Raw genomic sequence first — 18,962 nt, forward strand, 5'->3', positions numbered from 1 at the left:
CCCCAGGCCAGCCGCGAAGCGGCACAACCCACCCGAGACCACCACGACAGCCGCGAAGCGGCACAACTCCCCAGGACAGCCGCGAAGCGGCACCAGAAGCTCGGAAAACGACGGTGCGGAAGAAGCTGGTGGCAACCCAGGCCGGGAACGCTCCAAAACGGAATGGAGCTGTCGAAAAGCAACCACCGCACCGTGGGGGTGTGGGGGGCTCGGCCCCCCACAGCAATGGCGAAGAGTAAAGGTCGGCGCCCTCCGCCGACACATGTATCCCAACTCGGAGCGGGCGACGGGAATCGAACCCGCGTAGCCAGTTTGGAAGACTGGGGCTCTACCATTGAGCTACGCCCGCGTGCAGTCCGCCTGCCCGTGGGCTTTGGCGACCTTGCGTGCCACAGCTTAGCGGGTCGCGATAGGCTCTTCGCAACGCACCCGGTGTTCCGGGTGTGCCGCACGTCGGACGGGGTGTGGCGCAGTTTGGTAGCGCACTCGCTTTGGGTGCGAGGGGTCGTGGGTTCAAATCCCGCCACCCCGACGTCGCGGCCGGTCGCTCGCCTTTGGCGGGCGGCCGGTTTTCGTTCGCGGGTCGGGTTGTCCGTTTTGGTGATGTGCGTCGCAGCGCTGGGTCGCGGACAGTAACGGTCGGCCGGAAGGGGCCGATTTCCCGTTCGTGCGCATTCGGGGTCAGGCCGGGTTCCGTGCTCAACTGCCTGCTGTGGTGGTGTGCGCGGTGCTGTGCGCTGTCACGGCTTTGTTGATCGGTGTGTCGTTGTGGCTTCCGGGGCCGCCCGCTTCGCCTGCTTGGGCACCGGCCGATGGCATCGCGACGGCGGTGACGCCTACTGACTTGGATTCCGCGGCGGAACTCGTAGGCCGTTGATCGTTTCGGCGATGAACGCGGTCGGTCGGATGGCCGCTTTGCCGCAGCTGCTGGGGCGTGGCGGGTCGAGTTCGCGTTGCCGCACCGCCACTTGCCAGCGGCGGCCGTCCTGGTGGGCGACCTCGATCCGGTCGGTTGCTTCGATGGTGACGCGCAGCGCGTCGACGAGGTACTCACCGATGTGTTCGCGGACGGCCAGTTCGGCCGTTTGTCCGGGGCGGTTCCAGGACGATCGGCCGCGGCAGTTGTCCAGCACTACCTTTCCGGCGGCTGCGCAGGACAGGACCGCGTCGGCGGTTTGCGCGGTCAGCCGCCCGTAGGTGTATCCGCTGGGCAGCAGCACCGCGGCGGGTGCGAACCGGTGTCCGCCGAGGTGCGAGCACTCCCAGATCGAGCCGTCGTGCCGCCCGGATAATTCGTTGACCAGTTCGCGGCCGAGCAGTGCGCAGCAGCGATCGCGGCGGCCGTTGGTGCACACCAGCAGCAGCGGGTCGGTGACCGGGTGGCCCCGGTCGTCGTGGTGACCGGCGGCGAGCCGGGCGAAGTCCAGGTCGAGCAGGTCGGCCGGATCGGTGACGGTCGTCTCCCGCAGCCAGCTGGTGCCGGGCTCGGTGTGCGCCAGGAAGACCCGCCGACGCGGGTCGTTGGCGGTGTCCGCGTGCCGTCCGGGGTGCCGGATGAGCTGGACCCGCACGCCGTGTGCCTCGCCCCGCGCGGACAGCGCCCGCCCCAGTTCCGGGTCCAGATGGCTCTGCACCAGCGCGTTGTGGCCCCAGGGGCCGCGTTGTTCCAGGCACAGCCAGCTGCGCGCGACCGCGGCGGTCCCGGCCAGTGGTTCGGCGAAGGCATCGGACATTCCGGCGCAGGTAGCGGGCTCGGCTGCGGTGTGGTGCACGTTTCCACTCAAGCACGAACGCGGCTCGGTGGACCTGTGGGCCATCTCGCTCAGCGGTTGCCGGTCGAGCACTCGTGGCGCGCGAGTTGCCCGCGGGGTGGGAGTGCTGAGGTGGCCTGCCGGGCGGCAGGGAGCGGACGTCCGGTTCGCGGTTTGGTGCAACCCCGGCCCCTGCGTCCGGGTGGGAAGCAATAGACTCGGAGGTCAGCCCGGCATCGTTGGACGTGGTGGTACGCCGCGCCCGTTGGCAGTGCCGGGAGTCAAGCACGTTCGCACTAGGAGACCACGTGAAGAGCACCGTCGAGCACCTGAGCCCGACGCGCGTCCGGATCAACGTCGAGGTGCCGTTCGACGAGCTCAAGCCGAACTTCGACCGCGCGTACAAGGCACTCGCCCAGCAGGTCCGCATCCCCGGTTTCCGGCCGGGCAAGGTCCCGGCGCGGGTGTTGGAGAGCCGCATCGGTCGGGGCACCGTGCTCGACGAGGTCGTCAACGAAGCGGTCCCGGCCAAGTACCTGGAGGCGGTCAACACCACCGAGGTGCGCACCCTGGGGCGTCCGGAGATCGAGGTGACCAAGATCGAGGACGGCTCGGAGATCGCGTTCACCGCCGAGGTCGACGTCCGTCCGGAGATCACCGTGCCCGCCTTCGGCGAGCTGTCGATCAGCGTGGACGACGTCGAGGTCACCGAGGAAGAGGTGTCCGAGCAGCTGGACTCGCTGCGCGCCCGCTTCGGCACCCTCACCGGGGTGGACCGCCCCGCGCAGCAGGGAGACTTCGTCAGCATCGACCTGTCGGCCACCGTCGACGGGGAAGAGGTCGAGGACGCCAACACCAGCGGCCTGTCCTACGAGATCGGCTCCGGCCAGCTCGTCGAGGGCATCGACGACGCGCTGATCGGCGCGCGCGAGGGCGAGACCAAGACCTTCACCACCAACCTGGTGGCTGGGGACCACGCTGGCAAGGACGCCGAGGTGTCGGTCAAGCTCAACTCCGTCAAGGAGCGGCAGCTGCCCGAGGCCGACGACGAGTTCGCCCAGCTGGCCAGCGAGTTCGACACCGTCGAGGAGCTCATCGCCGACCTGCGGGAGCGGCTGGGCCGGGTCAAGAAGATGCAGCAGGGCATGCAGGCCCGGGACAAGGTCCTCGACGCGCTGCTGGAGACCGTCGACGTGCCGCTGCCGGAGAAGGTCGTCGAGTCCGAGGTCGAGGTGCGCCAGCACGACGCGGTGCACCCGTTCGACCACGACGAGGCGCGCTTCGAGGAGTGGCTCGAACAGCAGGAGAAGACCCGCGAGGAGTTCGACACCGAGACCCGCACCGAGGCGGAGAAGGCGGTCAAGACCCAGCTGGTGCTGGACACCATCGCCGACGCCGAGGACGTGTCGGTCTCCGACGACGAGCTCACCCAGCGGATCATCTACCAAGCCCAGCGCTTCGGGATGAGTCCCGACCAGTTCGTCCAGCAGGCCCAGCAGTCCGGTCAGCTCGGCGCGCTTTACGCCGATGTCCGGCGCAGCAAGGCGCTGTTCTCCGTGGTGCGTCAGGCGACCGTCACTGACGCGGGCGGCAACGCGCTGGACCTGGACGAGCTGTTCGGTCCGCAGGAGGCCGACGACGTGGCGGAGCCGGTCGAGGCCGCGAAGGCGGAGTGACCGCGCTCTCGCTGGACAACTGAAAAGCATGCTCTAAGCGAACGTGGGCGGTACTGGGAAGCTGGTGCCGTCCACGTTCGTTAGGGTCGGTCGTAGCGGATCACCCGAGAGGGAAGCAAGACATCACCGGGGGTCGCCGATGTCGTCCGACGACCCGGTTAGCTGGTCCACTGTGGAAGAGGACCGAGTGACCCGAGTGGCCCCGGTGGACAAGGGCCCATTGTGGGAGAAGGCAGGGAGACGTGACGCAGCACCTGACTGTTCCGGCGTCCGAAGCGCAGTCGCCGTCCATGCGGACGGGGACGAACGGACTCTCGCTCAACGACTCGGTTTACGAGCGGCTGCTGCGGGAGCGGATCATCGTCCTCGGCTCCCAGGTCGAGGACTCGATCTCGAACCAGATCTGCTCGCAGCTGCTGCTGCTGGCAGCTGAGGACCCGGACCGCGACATTTCGCTCTACATCAACTCGCCGGGCGGCTCGGTGACGGCGGGCATGGCGATCTACGACACCATGCAGCTGATCAGGCCGGATGTGGCCACCGTGGCGATGGGCATGGCCGCCTCGATGGGGCAGTTCTTGCTGTCCGCGGGCGCCAGGGGCAAGCGGTTCGCGCTGCCGCACGCGCGGATCATGATGCACCAGCCCTCGGCCGGTCTCGGCGGCACGGCGTCCGACATCGAGATCCAGGCCAAGATGTTCTCCAGGCACAAGAAGGAGATGGCGGAGCTGATCGCCGAGCAGACCGGCCAGACGGTGGACAAGATCACCGCCGATTCGGACCGCGACCGGTGGTTCACCGCGGAGGAGGCCCGCGACTACGGGTTCGTGGACCACGTCGCGAGCGCGGCGAACCTGCCGAGCAGCTGATCACACCGTCCGGATCCAACAACGAGGAGTCACCTGTCGTGAACTCATACCAGCCTCTGCAGTCCCGGTACGTGCTGCCCTCGTTCGTCGAGCGCACCGCGTACGGGGTCAAGGAGTCGAATCCGTACAACAAGTTGTTCGAGGAACGCATCGTGTTCCTCGGAGTCCAGGTCGACGACGCGTCGGCGAACGACGTGATGGCGCAGCTGCTGTTCCTGGAGTCCGACGACCCGGACCGCGAGATCCAGATGTACATCAATTCGCCCGGTGGCTCGTTCACCGCGCTGATGGCCATTTACGACACCATCCAGTACGTCCGGCCCGATGTGCGCACCATCTGCCTCGGGCAGGCCGCCTCGGCCGCCGCGGTGCTGTTGGCCGCGGGCACCAAGGGCAAGCGGATGGCGCTGCCGAACTCGCGGATCCTGATCCACCAGCCGTCGGTGGAGGGCATCTACGGTCAGGTCTCCGACCTGGAGATCCAGGCCGCCGAGGTGCAGCGGATGCGGGAGCTTTTGGAGACCACGTTGGCCAAGCACACCAACCGGTCCCAGGAACAGGTCCGCGAGGACATCGACCGGGACAAGATCCTCACCGCCGATCAGGCGGCCGAGTACGGCATCATCGACGAGGTGCTGCCCTACCGGAAGCTTTCGACGCAGAAGTCCTGAAGAACCTGTCTCCGGGCTGGTTTTGCGGGGCGGTGCAAGTAGCGGAACCTCAGAAGCCTTCTCGACTCCGGGATCCCCCGACATCATGTATGCCGATTCACCACGCCGGGGCTGTCCTCCCGAGAAGGCTTCTGAGAACCCGCGCCGGTGCCGGTTGCGCAGGTGGGCCAAGCCGGCTGACGTCGCTTGAAAAACAAGATCAAAGACGGGCCTGTCGTTGAAATCGGTTGGCTTTGCGGTGCGGATAGCGGAACCTCTGATGGGCGGCTCGCGCCGCTCGCAGGACGACGCGACCGCCGCCCACGGCCGGGTTGGTGCGCCACGCCCGGCCGTCGGCGACGACACGCCGGGCGCGACGCTGGTCACACCACGCTCGGCGATGGCGGACACTGTGAGTCTCCCCGAACTCGGGGAACGCCAGGTACCGTCGGAGGCACATACGGTCAGGCGCGCCACCGGACGGCGCGCCGGAGGGGACGGGGTCAGCGGTCATGGCACGTATCGGTGACGGCGGCGACCTGCTGAAGTGCTCCTTCTGCGGGAAGAGCCAGAAGCAGGTGAAGAAACTCATCGCCGGCCCCGGCGTGTACATCTGCGATGAGTGCATCGATCTCTGCAACGAGATCATCGAGGAGGAACTGGCCGAGGCGGGCGAGGTCAAGCTCGACGAGCTGCCCAAACCGGCCGAGATCCACGAGTTCCTCGACCAGTACGTCATCGGGCAGGACCCGGCCAAGCGCAACCTCTCGGTCGCGGTCTACAACCACTACAAGCGCATCCAGGCCGGTGAGCGCCGGGAGAGCCGTGGTGAAGAGGCCGTCGAGCTGGCCAAGTCGAACATCCTGATGCTCGGCCCGACCGGGTGCGGCAAGACCTACCTCGCGCAGACGCTGGCCAAGATGCTCAACGTCCCGTTCGCGATCGCCGACGCCACGGCGCTGACCGAGGCCGGTTACGTGGGCGAGGACGTGGAGAACATCCTGCTCAAGCTGATCCAGGCGGCCGACTACGACGTGAAGCGGGCCGAGACCGGGATCATCTACATCGACGAGGTCGACAAGATCGCCCGCAAGAGCGAGAACCCGTCGATCACCCGCGACGTCTCCGGTGAGGGTGTGCAGCAGGCGCTGCTGAAGATCCTGGAGGGCACCACCGCGAGCGTGCCGCCGCAGGGTGGCCGCAAGCATCCGCACCAGGAGTTCATCCAGATCGACACCACGAACGTGCTGTTCATCGTGGCGGGCGCGTTCGCCGGGCTGGAGAAGATCGTCGAGGACCGGGTGGGCAAGCACAGCGTCGGCTTCGGCGCGGAGCTGCGCTCCAAGAGCGAGATCGACACCACCGACCACTTCGTCGACGTGATGCCCGAGGACCTGATCAAGTTCGGCCTGATCCCGGAGTTCATCGGCCGGTTGCCCACGGTCGCCAGCGTGACGAACCTGGACAAGCCGTCGCTGGTGCGGATCCTCACCGAGCCGCGCAATGCGCTGGTCAAGCAGTACAAGCGGTTGTTCGAGATGGACAACGTGGAGCTGGAGTTCACCAAGACCGCGCTGGAGGCCATCGCCGACCAGGCGATCCTGCGGGGCACCGGCGCGCGGGGTCTGCGCGCGATCCTGGAAGAGGTCCTGCTGCCGGTCATGTACGACATCCCGAGCCGCTCGGATGTCGCCAAGGTCGTGATCACCGAGCAGACCGTGCGCGAGAACGTCAACCCGACGATCGTGGCCCGCCAGGCGACCCGCCGCGAGCGCCGCGAGAAGTCCGCCTGAGCACGAATCCCGGAGTCACCGCGGCCGCTGGCCGATGAAATTCAGCGCGTCGGGCAGCACCCGACGCCAGTAGCCGTCGGTGTGATCGCCCAGTTCGAACGAGGTCGCGGTCGGATGCCTGCGGGCGATGTGATGAAGATCTCGATTCGCGCTGATCGTGCGGCACTGTTCCGGCCTTCGAATACCAGCCGTCCCGGCGTGGTGCTCGGCATGGTGCCGTCAGGCCCAGGTTGCGGTGTAGCCAGGCACCGCCCGGCAGCAGGCCGATGCCCCGAGCCCCAGCAGGGCAGCGGCACTGACTGACCCTTTTCGCCGTGTTGATCGCGCCCGCATTGCGCTGATTGAGGCAGCATCGGTGCGCCCCGGCGGCGTGCCCTGCGAATCCGGCGCGGTTAGATGATCATTGAGGCCACCAGACCATCGATTCCGGGAGCGGTGCCATGAGCGAGATGCATGTCCTGCTGATTCACGGGATGACCGGTTCCGGCCCCTGGCACTGGCAGCAGTGGCTCGCCGGGCAACTCCGCGAGCGAGGTGTCCAGGTGGACATGCCGACGCTGCCCGACCCCGACCAGCCGGTGCTGCAGCGGTGGCTGCCGGTGCTGCGGGAGCGCCTCGAAGCAGTGCCGCGAGAGGCCGAACTCGTCGTGGCGGCCCATGCCTGCGGCGTGGCGCTGTGGTTGCACCACGCGGCGACCATCTCGGGACGGGCCCGTCGGGCGGATCGGGTGCTGCTGGCGGCACCGCCTGGACCGGACTGGCAGCACCCGGACGCCCAGGGCATCACGCCCTACCCGATGGATGCCGCCGCGCTGCGGCGCGCCGCCGGGATCACCCGGCTCGTGGTGGGCACCGGTGATCCGTGTCTGTCGATGTACCGGGCGCATGGTCTGGCGGAGGATTTGCAGGTCGAGATGGACGTGATCCTCGACGGCGAACACCTGAACACCGACGCCGGGTACGGCCCGTGGCCATCGGTGCTGCGCTGGGCCCTTTACGACTCGGTGCCCCTGAGCGACCGCTTCGACACCGACCCGTACTCCGCCGACCGCGCCCACGACCGCCTCCGCCTGGTGTGAATCCTTCGAGGTGAGGGGCACCCGTGACCAAGTAAGTTGGTGAAGGGTGCCCCTCACTCGTCGCCAGATCGGGTGAGGTGGGTGCCGGTGAAGTCGACGAGCTCCGGGAGCGCCTTGCGGTAGTAGCGGCTGTTGTGGCCGCCGGGCGTGGTCGAGGCGTACGCGGGCTCGGCGGCCTGGATGAACCTGCGGGTGCCCTGGATGAACCGATCTTCGGTGCCGCACCACACACCAAGCGGCACGTCGCCGAGCGCGTCGATGTGGCGCAGCGGGTCGATCGCCGCCCACGCGGCCTCGTTGGCGAACGCCCGGCGCTTGCTCATCTCCCGCCAACTGGTGATCAATGCCGGGGAGACCACGGCAGCAGCCGACAGCGGATCGCCCTGTTCCCGTCTACGGCGGGCGTACAGCAGGGCGCCGAAGCCGCCCATCGAGATCCCGGCTGCCGCGAACGGTTGGCCGTTCTCGCCGCCGAGGCGGCGTTCGGCGAGCCAGCGCGGCACTTCGTCGAGCAGCATCCACATCGGATCATCGCCGGGCCACCGGTGCCAGTAGCTGTTCCCGCCACCGTCCACCGCGAGGAACGCGAACGGCGGGATGCGGCCCGCGGCGACCGAAGCGGACAACCAGGTCGGCAGCCCACCTACCGACTTGCGCGCGTCGCCGAACCGGCCGTGCAGCATCAAGCACACCGGAAGTCCTTCGCGCGCAACGCCTTTCGGAAACATCGTGACCAGGTTGACGTCGCGGTTGCGGGCTCGTGAGGGCACCCGCTCCACGGAAACGTTCGTCTGATCGGCCAGGGGCGCGGCGCGACTGACGGGTCGCTCTCCCGCATCGCCGGTCAACCCGAGGCCCAGTGCGGCGAGTCCGGCCACCCCGGAGGCGAGGACGCTGCGCCGACCCAGCATTCGGCCTGTCGCTGCACCGTGGCCCATGCGTCCTCCCGATCGCCATCCGGGTCTCATCGTGCCAACGGGAGGATCGCGACAGCAAAGAGCTCCGGTTGGATCAGGCGATGTCCTGCAGCACGATGCGCTCGGTTCCGGTGTAGACGTTCATCGACCGGCCGCGCAGGAACCCGATCAACGTCATGCCCTGCTCCGCCGCCAAATCCACGGCCAGCGACGACGGCGCGGAGACCGCGGCGAGCATCGGCACCCCGGCCATCGCGGCCTTCTGCACGAGCTCGAACGACGCCCGCCCGGACACCATCAGCACGCATCCGGTCAGCGGCACCCGGTTCGCCAGCAGAGCCCAGCCGAGGACCTTGTCGACAGCGTTGTGCCTGCCGACGTCCTCGCGGACCACGAGCAGTTCGCCATCGGCGGTGAACAGGCCAGCGGCGTGCAGGCCGCCGGTGCTGTCGAAGACGCGCTGGGCTGCTCGCAGCCGGTCCGGGAGGTCGACGAGGGTGTCGATGTCCAGCGCGAGCGGATCGTCGGCCGGGGAGTGCCGGGTGCTCAACCGGACCGAGTCCAGCGCCGCCTTGCCGCACACCCCGCAGGACGAGGTGGTGTAGAAGTTGCGCGTCACCGAGGAGTCCGGCGGCTGCACACCGGGCGCGAGCAGGATGTCCAGCACGTTGTAGGTGTTGCGGCCGTCCGGGCCGGGGCTGTCGCAGTAGCGCGCCGTGGACAGCTGTTCCTTGTCGTGGATGACGCTCTCGGTCAGCAGGAAGCCGTGCGCGAGTTCGATGTCGTGACCCGGAGTGCGCATCGTGACCGAGAGTGGTTGGCCGTTGACCCGAATTTCCAGCGGTTCCTCGGCGGCCAACGTGTCCGGTTTGTTCCGACTGCCGTTTGCGGCGATCTTCAACACCGGTCGTCGCACTGTGACGCGTCCCATCGGCCCCTCCGTGCCCGTTCACTCGGCGGAAATCGCCCCTCGATTGGGTGACTTGTACACAGTATGCTCAGCCGAGCTGTGATCAATGCCGTGTCGGGGAGGTCCCATGGTCGCAGACCTGCTCACTCCCGCCCGAGCCGTCGCACCCGCTGACTGGAACAGGTGGCTGGTTCCGCCTGCTGCCTTAGCGGTGCACTTGTCGATCGGGCAGGTCTACGCCTGGAGCGTGTTCAAACCGCCGTTGGAGGACGCCCTGGGGCTGTCCGGGACGCTCAGCGCGCTGCCGTTCCAGTTGGGCATCGTGATGCTCGGGCTGTCCGCCGCGTTGGGCGGGACGCTGGTGGAACGCCGCGGCCCGCGATGGGCGATGGCGGTGTCGACCACCTGCTTCTCGCTGGGCTTCCTGCTGTCCTCGCTCGGGGTGGCGCTCGGCCAGTACTGGCTGGTGGTGTTCGGCTACGGGTTCGTCGGCGGCATCGGGCTCGGCATCGGCTACATCTCACCGGTGTCGACGCTGATCAAGTGGTTCCCGGACCGGCCTGGCATGGCCACCGGGATCGCGATCATGGGTTTCGGCGGTGGCGCGTTGATCGCCTCGCCGTGGTCGACGCAGATGCTGGATTCCTTCGGCACCGGCCAGTCCGGCATCGCGCTGACCTTCCTGGTGCACGGCTTGGTCTACGCGGTGTTCATGTCGCTGGGCGTGGCGCTGGTACGCGTGCCACCGCCGGACTGGCAACCCGCTTCGGCGCCCAAGCCGGTGGCCCGGCGGCCGATGATCACCACGGCGAACGTGACGGCCCGCAACGCGGTGCGCACGCCGCAGTTCTGGATGCTGTGGGTGATCCTGTGCTGCAACGTGACGGCCGGGATCGGCATCCTGGAGAAGGCCGCGCCGATGATCGTCGGTTTCTTCGCGGAGAGTTCGACGCCGGTCGCCACCGGTGCGGCAGCCGGTTTCGTCGCGCTGCTGTCGCTGACCAACATGGCGGGGCGGTTCATCTGGTCGTCCACATCGGACATCGTCGGGCGCAAGAACATCTACCGCCTCTACCTGGGCGGTGGCGCGCTGCTCTACCTGGGCATCCTGCTGTTCGGCGCGACCGGGGTTCCGGTGTTCGTGCTGTGCGCGATGCTGATCCTGTCGTTCTACGGCGGCGGTTTCGCCACCATTCCGGCGTACCTGAAAGACCTGTTCGGCAGCCTGCAGGTCGGCGCGATCCACGGTCGGCTGCTCACCGCGTGGTCGGTGGCCGGGGTGCTTGGGCCGCTGATCGTCAACGCCATCGCGGACCTCCGCGAGGCGGCCGGGGCGCACGGCCCCGACCTCTACACGACGTCGCTGTACATCATGATCGGCCTGCTGATCATCGGTTTCGCGTCCAACGAACTGGTGCGGCCGGTCAACCCCAAGTACCACGAACCGGCGACCGGAGGTGCGGTATGAGCCACCGCGGATTGCTCGTGCTGGCCTGGGCCTGGGTCGGCCTGCCCTTCGCCTACGGCGTCTACGAACTGGTCCAGAAGGTCACCCAGCTCTTCACCGGCTGACCACCGCCGACGACCCGAGCCGACGGCGGACGTGGTCTGGCAGGACCACGGCCTTGCGAGCGAGGGCGTCGATGAAGGCCGTGGTGAGTGGATCCGCGCCGCGGCGCGTGTAGGCGGTGAGAGTGCGGTGCACGGGCGGATCCGGCCGCAGCAGCCTGCCGTCGAAGTGCGGCGGGATGATGTTCGCCGGGACCAGCGCGGAACCCAAACCTGCGGCGGCGAGCATCGGGGCCGCGGCGGTCTGCTCGGTTCGAACCGCGGCCTGCGGCTGGAATCCGGCGCTCGCGCACGCCTGGTCCAACACCTCGGCGAGCCCGTTCTCCTGGCTGTAGTGCACCCAGCCGTGACCGGACAACATCGCGAGGTCGATGCGCGTCGCGTTCTCGTCGGCGACCGGGTCCTCCGGCGGCAACACGACGACGAACTCCTCCACACCCAGCGCGTGCACCGGACCGTCCCAATCCGATGGCGGTGGCCCCACCGCCAGATCGGCTTGCCCGGCGGTCATAGCCGCCTTGAGCTCGGCGGTGTGCCGGTGCTCGAAAAGTCTGATTTGGACACCGCTGTGCTGCCGCCGCCAGGCGCGGAGCACCGGCGGTAGCACGCCGAGGCTCACCGAATACACCGTGGCGAGCCGCAGTTCGCCGCTTTCCAGTCCGGATGCCTGCCGGGCGGCGAGCCGGGCCCGTTCGGCGTCGGCGAGCGCGGCGCGGGCGTGCGGCAGCAGCGCGCGGCCCATCGGGGTGAGCCGGACCGAGCGCGCCAGGCGTTCCAGCAGCGGGCCGCCGACATCCCGTTCCAGCGCGCGCACCTGGTGCGACAGCGCGGGTTGGGTGACGTGCAGGAGCTCTGCCGCGCGGGTGAACGACCCCTCGTCCACCACCGCCACCAGGTATTCGAACTGGCGCAGCGTTGACATGAGTAGAATTTATCAACCGTAGAAAAAACAAGCCTTGGACTTATCGCTCCGCTGCGGCGAACGTTGTGGCCATGAGCACGGAGCACAACGTGGCCCTGGTCGTCGGGGCCAACGGCGTTATCGGCGGCAACCTCATCGACCACCTGGTCACCCTGCCGGGCTGGGAGGTGATCGGGCTGTCCCGGCGCGGCGGCGTGCACACCGACCGGGTCCGGTACCGGGCCGTCGACCTGCTGGACGCGTCGGACACCCGGACCGAATTGGGCGATCTGACCCGTGTCACGCACCTCTTCTACGCCGCCTACCAGGACCGGCCGACCTGGGCGGAACTCGTCCCGCCGAACATGGCGATGCTGACCAACGTCGTCGACGCGATCGAAGCCGTCGCGCCCGGCCTGCGGCACATCAGCCTCATGCAGGGGTACAAGGTCTACGGCGCGCACCTCGGGCCGTTCAAGACACCCGCTCGCGAGACCGACGCGCCGCCGATGCCACCCGAGTTCATGTCCGCCCAACAGCGGTTCCTGGAGCAGCGCCAACGGGGCAAGACCTGGACCTGGACAGCGCTGCGCCCCTCGGTGGTGGCTGGCTTCGCGCTCGGCAACCCGATGAACCTGGCGATGGTGATCGCGGTCTACGCGGCCATCTCGAAGGAACTCGGCCTGCCGCTGCGCTTCCCCGGCAAGCCCGGCGCCTACGACTCGCTGCTGGAGATGACCGACGCCGGTCTGCTGGCGAAGGCGACGGTGTGGGCCGCCACATCGGAACGGGCCGAGAACCAGGCATTCAACATCAACAACGGTGACCTGTTCCGCTGGCGGGAGCTGTGGCCGAAGATCGCCGCGCACTTCGGGCTGGAGGTCGCCGATCCGCTGCCGATGTCGCTGTCGGACGTGATGGCCGACAAAGCGCGGCTGTGGCAGCACATGGTGGCGAAGCGCGGACTGAAACCGCTTGACTACCAAGAGGTTTCGTCGTGGCAGTTCGGCGACTTCGTCTTCTCCTGGGACTACGACATGTTCGCCGACGGCTCGAAGGCCCGCCGGTTCGGGTTCCACGAGTTCGTCGACACCGAGGAGATGTTCCTGTCGATCTTCGACGACCTCCGCGAGCGCCGGATCATTCCTTGATGGGGGCTGGACGATGGATCTGCAGCTGACCGACAAGGTCTTCGCGGTGACCGGCGCGTCCGCGGGCATTGGCGAGGCAACAGTGCGCCTGTTGGCCGCGGAGGGCGCGAAAGTGGTCGCGGTGGCGCGGGAACCGCACGGCGTCTGCGCGCTCGGCGGCGGCATCAGCGCGGTGGCGGTGGACGTCACCGCCCCGAACGCCGCAGAGCAGGTGGTCGGCACCGCGCTCCAGCGGCACGGCCGCCTGGACGGGCTGGTCAACAACGTCGGAGGACTCCAGTCGCACACGGGTTTCCTGGACGTCACCGACGAGCAGTGGACGCGGACCTTCGAGCTCAACCTGCACTCGGCGATCCGCATGACCCGCGCGGCGCTACCGGCCCTGCTCGACCACGGCGCGGGCAGTCTGGTGCACGTGACCAGCGAAGCGGCCCGCTTCCCGGACCCAGCTCTGGTCGACTACGCGGCCTCGAAGACCGCGATGTTGTCGGTGTCCAAGGCGCTGGCGGTCGAATTCGGGTCGCGGGGCGTGCGGTCCAACGTCGTCGCGCCCGGACCGACCCGAACCTGGCTGTGGGACGCGCCGGGCGGCTTCGCCGAGCAGTTGGCCGACCGGTTCGACCTGCCGGTGGAAGAAGCGATCGAGCACTTCGTCCGCGAGGTGCGGCGGTTGCCCAGCGGACGCCTCGGCAGCCCGGACGACGTCGCGCGGGTGATCGCCTACCTGTTGTCCCCGCTGGCGGCCCAGGTGACCGGCGCCGAGTGGGCTGTCGACGGCGGCGCGTTGCGGCAGTTGTAGGGGATACCGTTGTCGTGGATCAGCCCCGCGTTGACGGTCGGTGGCGCTACGGTCGGCCGCGCACCCCGCACAGTGAGGAAGCAAATGGCCAACAGCACATCGTCCACGCGGCAGGACGTCAGCTTCGTGGAAGCGGCGGAACCGATCACCGAGCCGGTCACCAAGCTCGGCGGTCAACCGGTTTGGCTGGCAGAACCGATGTGGCCGCTGTCGGCCAGCACCGGCCGACCGATGCGGTTCATCGGCCAGATCCGCCTACCGGGTGAGGAGATCAGACTCGGCTACCTGTTCATGACCGAGGACGACCCCGGTGAGTTCGTCGACGGCACCTCCGAACCGACCGGCGGCGAGAACGCCTTCTTCGCCCAGCCCGGCGAGCCCGCGGACTTCTACCAGGTGGCCAGCATCCGCCGGGGCCCGACGTTCGGCCCGGACCACCACGTCGAAATGACGCCGTACGATCCCGACGACGCTGGAGACTCGTTGCGCAGCAGGCTGTGGGGCGAACCGGACTGGCTGCAGGGCGAGCAGTGGCCGGACGACCCCGGCACCTGGCAGTTCGTGGCGCAACTGGACAGCGCGGACGAACCGTTCGGCATGAACTTCGGCGATGAGGGCGTCGCCTACGCCTTCATCGACGAGAAAACCGGCCAAGGCCGCTTCCTCTGGCAATGCGGCTGACACCGGCTTAGAACTCGCGCGGATTGGGCATGTCGAGGGGGTCGTCAGGCAAGCGGCGTCAGCCGCTTCCTCCCACCCTCGCAGCTTGCGCCGCCGCGGGTTCTCAGAGGTTTTCTCGCGAGGACAGCCCCGACGTGGTGTATTTGGACATACATGATGTCGGGGATCCCACAGCGAGAAGACCTCTGAGGTTCCGCTACCCGCACCGCCACGCAAACCAATCCGAGCATCCTCTCGGCTTAGGTGGTTGGAATCACAATCGTGCTGGTCGGGGCAGGGGTGAATGCCCGGAAAAGGCATTGCGCAGGCACTCGTAGAATTCTGCGTGTGACACAGACCCATGCCGCTCAGCAACGTGAACTTCCGTCGACCTGGAATCCGGCCGACGTCGAGGCCGAGCTGTACCAGCGCTGGGTAGCCGCCGGGTACTTCACCGCCGACGCGAACAGCGACAAGCCGCCGTTCTCCATCGTCATCCCGCCGCCGAACGTCACTGGCAGCCTGCACATCGGGCACGCCTTCGAGCACACCCTGATGGACATCCTCACCCGGCGCCGCCGGATGCAGGGCTACGAGGCGCTGTGGCTGCCCGGCATGGACCACGCGAGCATCGCGGTGCAAGCGCTCGTCGAGCAGCAGCTCCGCGAGGAGGGGATCGACCACCGCGACCTGGGCCGCGAAGCGTTCGTGGAGCGGGTGTGGCAGTGGAAGGAGAAGCACGGCGGCGCGATCCTGTCCCAGATGCGTCGGCTCGGCGACAGCGTGGACTGGACCCGCGAGCGCTTCACCATGGACGCCGGGCTGTCCCGCGCAGTGCAGACGATCTTCAAGAGGCTCTACGACGACGGCCTGATCTACCGGGCCGAGCGGCTGGTCAACTGGTCGCCGCAGCTGCGCACCGCGATCTCCGACATCGAGGTGGAGCACCGCGAGGTCGAGGGCGAGCTGGTCTCGATGCGCTACGGCGACGGAGAGAACTCGATCGTCGTCGCGACCACTCGCGTCGAGACGATGCTCGGCGACACCGCCGTCGCGGTGCACCCCGACGACGACCGCTACCGGCACCTCGTCGGCACCGAGATCGAACTCCCGCTCACCGGGCGCAAGATCCCGATCATCACCGACGAGCACGTCGACCCCGAGTTCGGCACCGGCGCGGTGAAGGTGACCCCGGCGCACGACCCGAACGACTTCGAGATCGGCAAGCGGCACGACCTGCCGATGTTGACGATCATGGACGAGCAGGGCCAGATCGCGCACACCGGTACGCAGTTCGACGGCATGGACCGCTTCGAAGCGCGGGTGGCCGTCCGGGAGGCGCTGCGCGAGCAGGGCCGCATCGTCGCGGAGAAGCGCCCGTACCTGCACAGCGTCGGCCACAGCTCGCGGTCGAAGGAGCCGATCGAGCCGCGGCTGTCGCTGCAGTGGTTCGTCAAGGTCGGCCCGCTGGCCAGGGCCGCTGGCGACGCGGTGCGCGATGGCCGGGTCGCGGTGCACCCGCCGGAGATGGCCAAGCGCTACTTCGACTGGGTCGACAACCTGCACGACTGGGCCATCTCGCGGCAGATGTGGTGGGGCCACCGCATCCCGATCTGGTACGGCCCGAACGGCGAGGTCGTCTGCGTCGGACCGGACGAGGAACCGCCGTCGGGTGAAGGCTGGCACCAGGACGAGGACGTGCTGGACACCTGGTTCTCCTCGGGCCTGTGGCCGTTCTCCACGATGGGTTGGCCTGCCGACACCGCGGATCTGCGCAAGTTCTACCCGACCAGCGTGCTGGTCACCGGCTACGACATCTTGTTCTTCTGGGTCGCCCGGATGATGATGCTCGGGCTGTACGCGATGGACGACGTCGAGCCGTTCCGGGTGATCGCGCTGCACGGGATGGTCCGCGACGCGCACGGCAAGAAGATGTCGAAGTCCGCTGGCAACACGGTCGATCCGCTGGTGTGGATGGACACCTACGGCACCGACTCGCTGCGGTTCACCTTGGCGCGCGGCGCCAACCCCGGCACCGACTCGCCGATCAGCGAGGAGTGGGTGGCCGGGTCGCGCAGCTTCGGCACGAAGCTGTTCAACGCCACCAAGTTCGCCATGATGAACGGCGCGCGGGTGCCGGAACGACTGGCAGACCGGGCCGAACTCACCGATGCCGACCGCTGGATCCTGGACCGCGTCGACCAGCTGGTGTCCGATGTGGACGAGCTGCTGGAGGACTTCCAGTTCGCCAAGGCCACCGAGGCGCTCTACCACTTCACCTGGGACGAGTTCTGCGACTGGTACCTGGAGCTGTCCAAGGTTCAGCTCGACGCGGATGGGCAGCGGGCCGAGCGGACCCGCGAGGTGCTCGGACACGTCCTCGACGTGGTGCTGCGGCTGCTGCACCCGACGATCCCGTTCCTCACCGAGACGCTGTGGACTGCGTTGACCGGCGGCGAGTCCGTGGTCATCGCGGACTGGCCGAAGGCGTCCGGGGCGGTGCCCGACGAGGCGGCGGCGGAACGGATCGTCGCGGTGCAGAAGCTGATCACCGAGATCCGGCGGTTCCGGTCCGACCAGGGGCTCAAGCCGGGGCAGCGGGTCGCGGCCAAGCTCGGCGGCATCGCGGAGCTGGGGCTGGGAGACCACGTGCCCGCGGTGCGGGCGCTGGCCCGTGTCACCGAGCCGACCGACGGTTTCACCTCCTCGACATCCATCGAGGTCGGGCTGACCAGCGGGACGGTGTCGGTAGAGCTGGACCTCTCGGGCGCGGTCGACGTCGCCGCTGAGCGCAAGCGGCTTGCCAAGGACCTCGCGGTGGCCGAGAAGGAGCTGGCGGGCACCGACAAGAAGCTGAACAACCCGGCGTTCCTGGACAAGGCCCCGGCCGAGGTGGTGGACAAGATCAAGACCCGCCGCGAAACGGCCCAGGCCGACATCGCGCGCATCAACGCCCGCCTGGCAGCCCTGCCCCAGGGCTGATCACCCGACAGCACGGTGAGTGAAGGGTGCCCTGCTGCTTCCGGATCATGGGTTGGTGGCGGCGGCTACGAAGATCGGGATGGCGCAGAAGAGGCGGTCGGTTTCGGCTCGGTGGCGTTGTTCGGTCGTCCAGGCTTCGGCTTGGTCGGCCGTGATGGCGCCAGCGGCGCGGGCGACTTCGGCGAGTCCGAGCAGGACCGGCAGGGCTAGGTCACCGGTGAGGAGTCCGGTGTGGACTTCCATTGTGACGTCCTGGAAACCGTTGTTCAGCAACAGGTTTCGGTACCTGCGTGCGGAATGCGGGTTGGGCATCGTGTCGGTGCGGGCTTGGACCGCGGTTCGGGTCGTCGCCATGTCGTCGGCGTCGATCAAGATGGCTTCCCAGTCCTGGCCGAGCAGCACGATGCGCCCTCCTGGCGCGAGCACCCGGCGCGCTTCGGCCAGCGCCCGGTCTGGGTCGGCCACGGCGTGGTAGACCTTCTCGGCCCGGTACCCGGACAGCTCGCCGTCGGCGAAAGGCAGGGCGCACGCATCACCGACCCGGAAGTCGGCATCCGGATAGCGGTCGGTCGCGGTCGCGATCATCTCCTCGTCGACGTCCATTCCGATCGCCGGAACACCTCGTTTCCGCAGCTCGGCAACCGCCGTTCCGACGCCGCAACCCACGTCGAGGACGGGTCCGATCGAGGTGAGGAGGTCGTAGGAGCGCTCGCGGAGCCGGGTTGCTTCCGGGAGCGCGCCGAAGCGGTCGAGGACCTGGATCAGGTTCGCTGTTGACATGGCCGCAAGCCTGCGACTTCATGTCGACGTGAAGTCAACACTCGGCATCGGCGACCTGGCCGCCCGCTTCGGGTTGGCGACGCACGTGCTGCGGCACTGGGAGTCGATGGGGCTGCTCGTGCCCGAGCGTGTCTCGGGCCGCCGCCGCTATGGGACGGACGACCTCTACCGCGTCGCGACCATCATGCTGGCCAAGGACGCAGGGCTGGGTCTCGAAGCGATCCGGGAGATGCTCGACACGAACGATCCGCAGGCCCGACGGCAGATCATGCGCCGCCGCCGCGACGAGCTCCACCAGCGCATCGCCAAACTCCAGACGTCGCTTGAGCTCATCGAGGGCGCGCTGGACTGCGACCACGCCGACCTCGCGAGCTGCCCGCACTTCCAGGCGGAGCTGGACGAACGGGTCTTCGGCGGTCGCTTCGCGGCCGAGACGTAGACTGTGACCTCGACATTCGTCGCCGTGCGCTAGGGA

The 18,962-nt window shown here is 68.2% G+C and carries 17 protein-coding genes and 2 tRNA genes; 13 read left to right on the forward strand and 6 right to left on the reverse strand.

Annotated features, from left to right (window positions below; all coding sequences use genetic code 11):
• Positions 1-278 precede the first annotated feature (278 nt).
• A tRNA-Gly gene (locus MOQ72_RS02325) sits at positions 279-349 on the reverse strand.
• 109 nt (positions 350-458) lie between these two features.
• Between MOQ72_RS02325 and MOQ72_RS02330 the strand changes: the two genes are divergently transcribed.
• Positions 459-532, forward strand: a tRNA-Pro gene (locus MOQ72_RS02330).
• A 304-nt stretch (positions 533-836) separates the two neighbouring features.
• Here MOQ72_RS02330 and MOQ72_RS02335 read toward each other — a convergent pair.
• Positions 837-1,772: a ferredoxin family protein gene (locus MOQ72_RS02335; protein WP_242180192.1), complete on the reverse strand. Its 936-nt coding sequence runs from the start codon at positions 1,770-1,772 to the stop codon at positions 837-839.
• Between the two features lie 287 nt (positions 1,773-2,059).
• Between MOQ72_RS02335 and tig the strand changes: the two genes are divergently transcribed.
• The 5 genes from tig (at position 2,060) to MOQ72_RS02360 (ending at position 7,818) form a co-directional block, all read left to right on the forward strand.
• Complete coding sequence (gene tig, locus MOQ72_RS02340) at positions 2,060-3,427, forward strand: trigger factor (protein WP_242180193.1); 1,368 nt, start codon at positions 2,060-2,062, stop codon at positions 3,425-3,427.
• A gap of 242 nt (positions 3,428-3,669) precedes the next feature.
• On the forward strand, positions 3,670-4,296 hold the full coding sequence (locus tag MOQ72_RS02345; RefSeq protein WP_308197837.1) for an ATP-dependent Clp protease proteolytic subunit: 627 nt from the start codon (positions 3,670-3,672) through the stop codon (positions 4,294-4,296).
• Positions 4,297-4,334: 38 nt separating this feature from the next.
• Positions 4,335-4,967, forward strand: a complete 633-nt coding sequence (locus MOQ72_RS02350) for an ATP-dependent Clp protease proteolytic subunit (RefSeq protein ID WP_242180194.1) — start codon at positions 4,335-4,337, stop codon at positions 4,965-4,967.
• A gap of 491 nt (positions 4,968-5,458) precedes the next feature.
• Positions 5,459-6,739, forward strand: a complete 1,281-nt coding sequence (gene clpX / locus MOQ72_RS02355; protein ID WP_242180195.1) for an ATP-dependent Clp protease ATP-binding subunit ClpX — start codon at positions 5,459-5,461, stop codon at positions 6,737-6,739.
• 440 nt (positions 6,740-7,179) lie between these two features.
• Positions 7,180-7,818 carry an RBBP9/YdeN family alpha/beta hydrolase gene (locus MOQ72_RS02360; RefSeq protein WP_242180197.1) on the forward strand — a complete coding sequence of 213 codons (639 nt, stop codon included), beginning with the start codon at positions 7,180-7,182 and terminating at the stop codon, positions 7,816-7,818.
• 53 nt (positions 7,819-7,871) lie between these two features.
• Here the strand turns inward: MOQ72_RS02360 and MOQ72_RS02365 are convergent, their stop codons facing one another.
• Together MOQ72_RS02365 and fdhD are read right to left on the reverse strand one after the other, a co-directional pair.
• Entirely contained in the window at positions 7,872-8,756 is an 885-nt protein-coding gene (locus tag MOQ72_RS02365; protein WP_242180199.1) for an alpha/beta hydrolase, read from the reverse strand.
• Between the two features lie 73 nt (positions 8,757-8,829).
• The gene (gene fdhD / locus MOQ72_RS02370; RefSeq protein WP_242180200.1) at positions 8,830-9,666 is read right to left on the reverse strand and encodes a formate dehydrogenase accessory sulfurtransferase FdhD; all 837 of its coding nucleotides are present in this window, start codon (positions 9,664-9,666) and stop codon (positions 8,830-8,832) included.
• 106 nt (positions 9,667-9,772) lie between these two features.
• Between fdhD and MOQ72_RS02375 the strand changes: the two genes are divergently transcribed.
• Positions 9,773-11,113: an OFA family MFS transporter gene (locus MOQ72_RS02375; RefSeq protein ID WP_242180201.1), complete on the forward strand. Its 1,341-nt coding sequence runs from the start codon at positions 9,773-9,775 to the stop codon at positions 11,111-11,113.
• Positions 11,110-11,217, forward strand: a complete 108-nt coding sequence (locus tag MOQ72_RS45990; RefSeq protein WP_443706308.1) for an MFS transporter small subunit — start codon at positions 11,110-11,112, stop codon at positions 11,215-11,217. The genes MOQ72_RS02375 and MOQ72_RS45990 overlap by 4 nt, the downstream gene beginning before the upstream one ends.
• Here MOQ72_RS45990 and MOQ72_RS02380 read toward each other — a convergent pair.
• Entirely contained in the window at positions 11,207-12,136 is a 930-nt protein-coding gene (locus MOQ72_RS02380) for a LysR family transcriptional regulator (protein ID WP_242180202.1), read from the reverse strand. The genes MOQ72_RS45990 and MOQ72_RS02380 overlap by 11 nt on opposite strands.
• Before the next feature lie 71 nt (positions 12,137-12,207).
• Between MOQ72_RS02380 and MOQ72_RS02385 the strand changes: the two genes are divergently transcribed.
• The 4 genes from MOQ72_RS02385 to MOQ72_RS02400 all read left to right on the forward strand — a co-directional run bounded on the left by MOQ72_RS02385 (position 12,208) and on the right by MOQ72_RS02400 (position 17,707).
• Entirely contained in the window at positions 12,208-13,266 is a 1,059-nt protein-coding gene (locus tag MOQ72_RS02385; protein ID WP_242180203.1) for an SDR family oxidoreductase, read from the forward strand.
• A gap of 13 nt (positions 13,267-13,279) precedes the next feature.
• Positions 13,280-14,065 carry an SDR family NAD(P)-dependent oxidoreductase gene (locus MOQ72_RS02390; RefSeq protein ID WP_242180204.1) on the forward strand — a complete coding sequence of 262 codons (786 nt, stop codon included), beginning with the start codon at positions 13,280-13,282 and terminating at the stop codon, positions 14,063-14,065.
• A gap of 84 nt (positions 14,066-14,149) precedes the next feature.
• Positions 14,150-14,746: a YwqG family protein gene (locus MOQ72_RS02395; RefSeq protein WP_242180206.1), complete on the forward strand. Its 597-nt coding sequence runs from the start codon at positions 14,150-14,152 to the stop codon at positions 14,744-14,746.
• Positions 14,747-15,073: 327 nt separating this feature from the next.
• Positions 15,074-17,707, forward strand: a complete 2,634-nt coding sequence (locus MOQ72_RS02400; RefSeq protein ID WP_242180215.1) for a valine--tRNA ligase — start codon at positions 15,074-15,076, stop codon at positions 17,705-17,707.
• A 45-nt stretch (positions 17,708-17,752) separates the two neighbouring features.
• Here MOQ72_RS02400 and MOQ72_RS02405 read toward each other — a convergent pair whose 3' ends face one another.
• Positions 17,753-18,487, reverse strand: coding sequence for a methyltransferase domain-containing protein (locus tag MOQ72_RS02405; protein WP_242180217.1), 735 nt, complete (start codon positions 18,485-18,487; stop codon positions 17,753-17,755).
• Between the two features lie 28 nt (positions 18,488-18,515).
• Between MOQ72_RS02405 and MOQ72_RS02410 the strand changes: the two genes are divergently transcribed.
• The gene (locus MOQ72_RS02410; RefSeq protein WP_242180219.1) at positions 18,516-18,926 is read left to right on the forward strand and encodes a helix-turn-helix domain-containing protein; all 411 of its coding nucleotides are present in this window, start codon (positions 18,516-18,518) and stop codon (positions 18,924-18,926) included.
• Positions 18,927-18,962: the final 36 nt, after the last annotated feature.

The organism is Saccharopolyspora soli, assembly GCF_022678645.1.
In the GTDB taxonomy this organism is placed as follows: domain Bacteria; phylum Actinomycetota; class Actinomycetes; order Mycobacteriales; family Pseudonocardiaceae; genus Saccharopolyspora; species Saccharopolyspora soli.

Excerpts from the sequence above, each read along its gene's own strand:
- MOQ72_RS45990 (WP_443706308.1), top strand. The coding sequence starts at position 11,110 with ATGAGCCACCGCGGATTGCTCGTGCTGGCCTGGGCCTGGGTCGGCCTG.
- MOQ72_RS02405 (WP_242180217.1), bottom strand. The coding sequence starts at position 18,487 with ATGTCAACAGCGAACCTGATCCAGGTCCTCGACCGCTTCGGCGCGCTC.
- MOQ72_RS02385 (WP_242180203.1), top strand. The coding sequence starts at position 12,208 with ATGAGCACGGAGCACAACGTGGCCCTGGTCGTCGGGGCCAACGGCGTT.
- MOQ72_RS02365 (WP_242180199.1), bottom strand. The coding sequence starts at position 8,756 with ATGGGCCACGGTGCAGCGACAGGCCGAATGCTGGGTCGGCGCAGCGTC.
- MOQ72_RS02375 (WP_242180201.1), top strand. The coding sequence starts at position 9,773 with ATGGTCGCAGACCTGCTCACTCCCGCCCGAGCCGTCGCACCCGCTGAC.
- fdhD (WP_242180200.1), bottom strand. The coding sequence starts at position 9,666 with ATGGGACGCGTCACAGTGCGACGACCGGTGTTGAAGATCGCCGCAAAC.
- MOQ72_RS02395 (WP_242180206.1), top strand. The coding sequence starts at position 14,150 with ATGGCCAACAGCACATCGTCCACGCGGCAGGACGTCAGCTTCGTGGAA.
- MOQ72_RS02390 (WP_242180204.1), top strand. The coding sequence starts at position 13,280 with ATGGATCTGCAGCTGACCGACAAGGTCTTCGCGGTGACCGGCGCGTCC.
- MOQ72_RS02360 (WP_242180197.1), top strand. The coding sequence starts at position 7,180 with ATGAGCGAGATGCATGTCCTGCTGATTCACGGGATGACCGGTTCCGGC.
- MOQ72_RS02380 (WP_242180202.1), bottom strand. The coding sequence starts at position 12,136 with ATGTCAACGCTGCGCCAGTTCGAATACCTGGTGGCGGTGGTGGACGAG.
- clpX (WP_242180195.1), top strand. The coding sequence starts at position 5,459 with ATGGCACGTATCGGTGACGGCGGCGACCTGCTGAAGTGCTCCTTCTGC.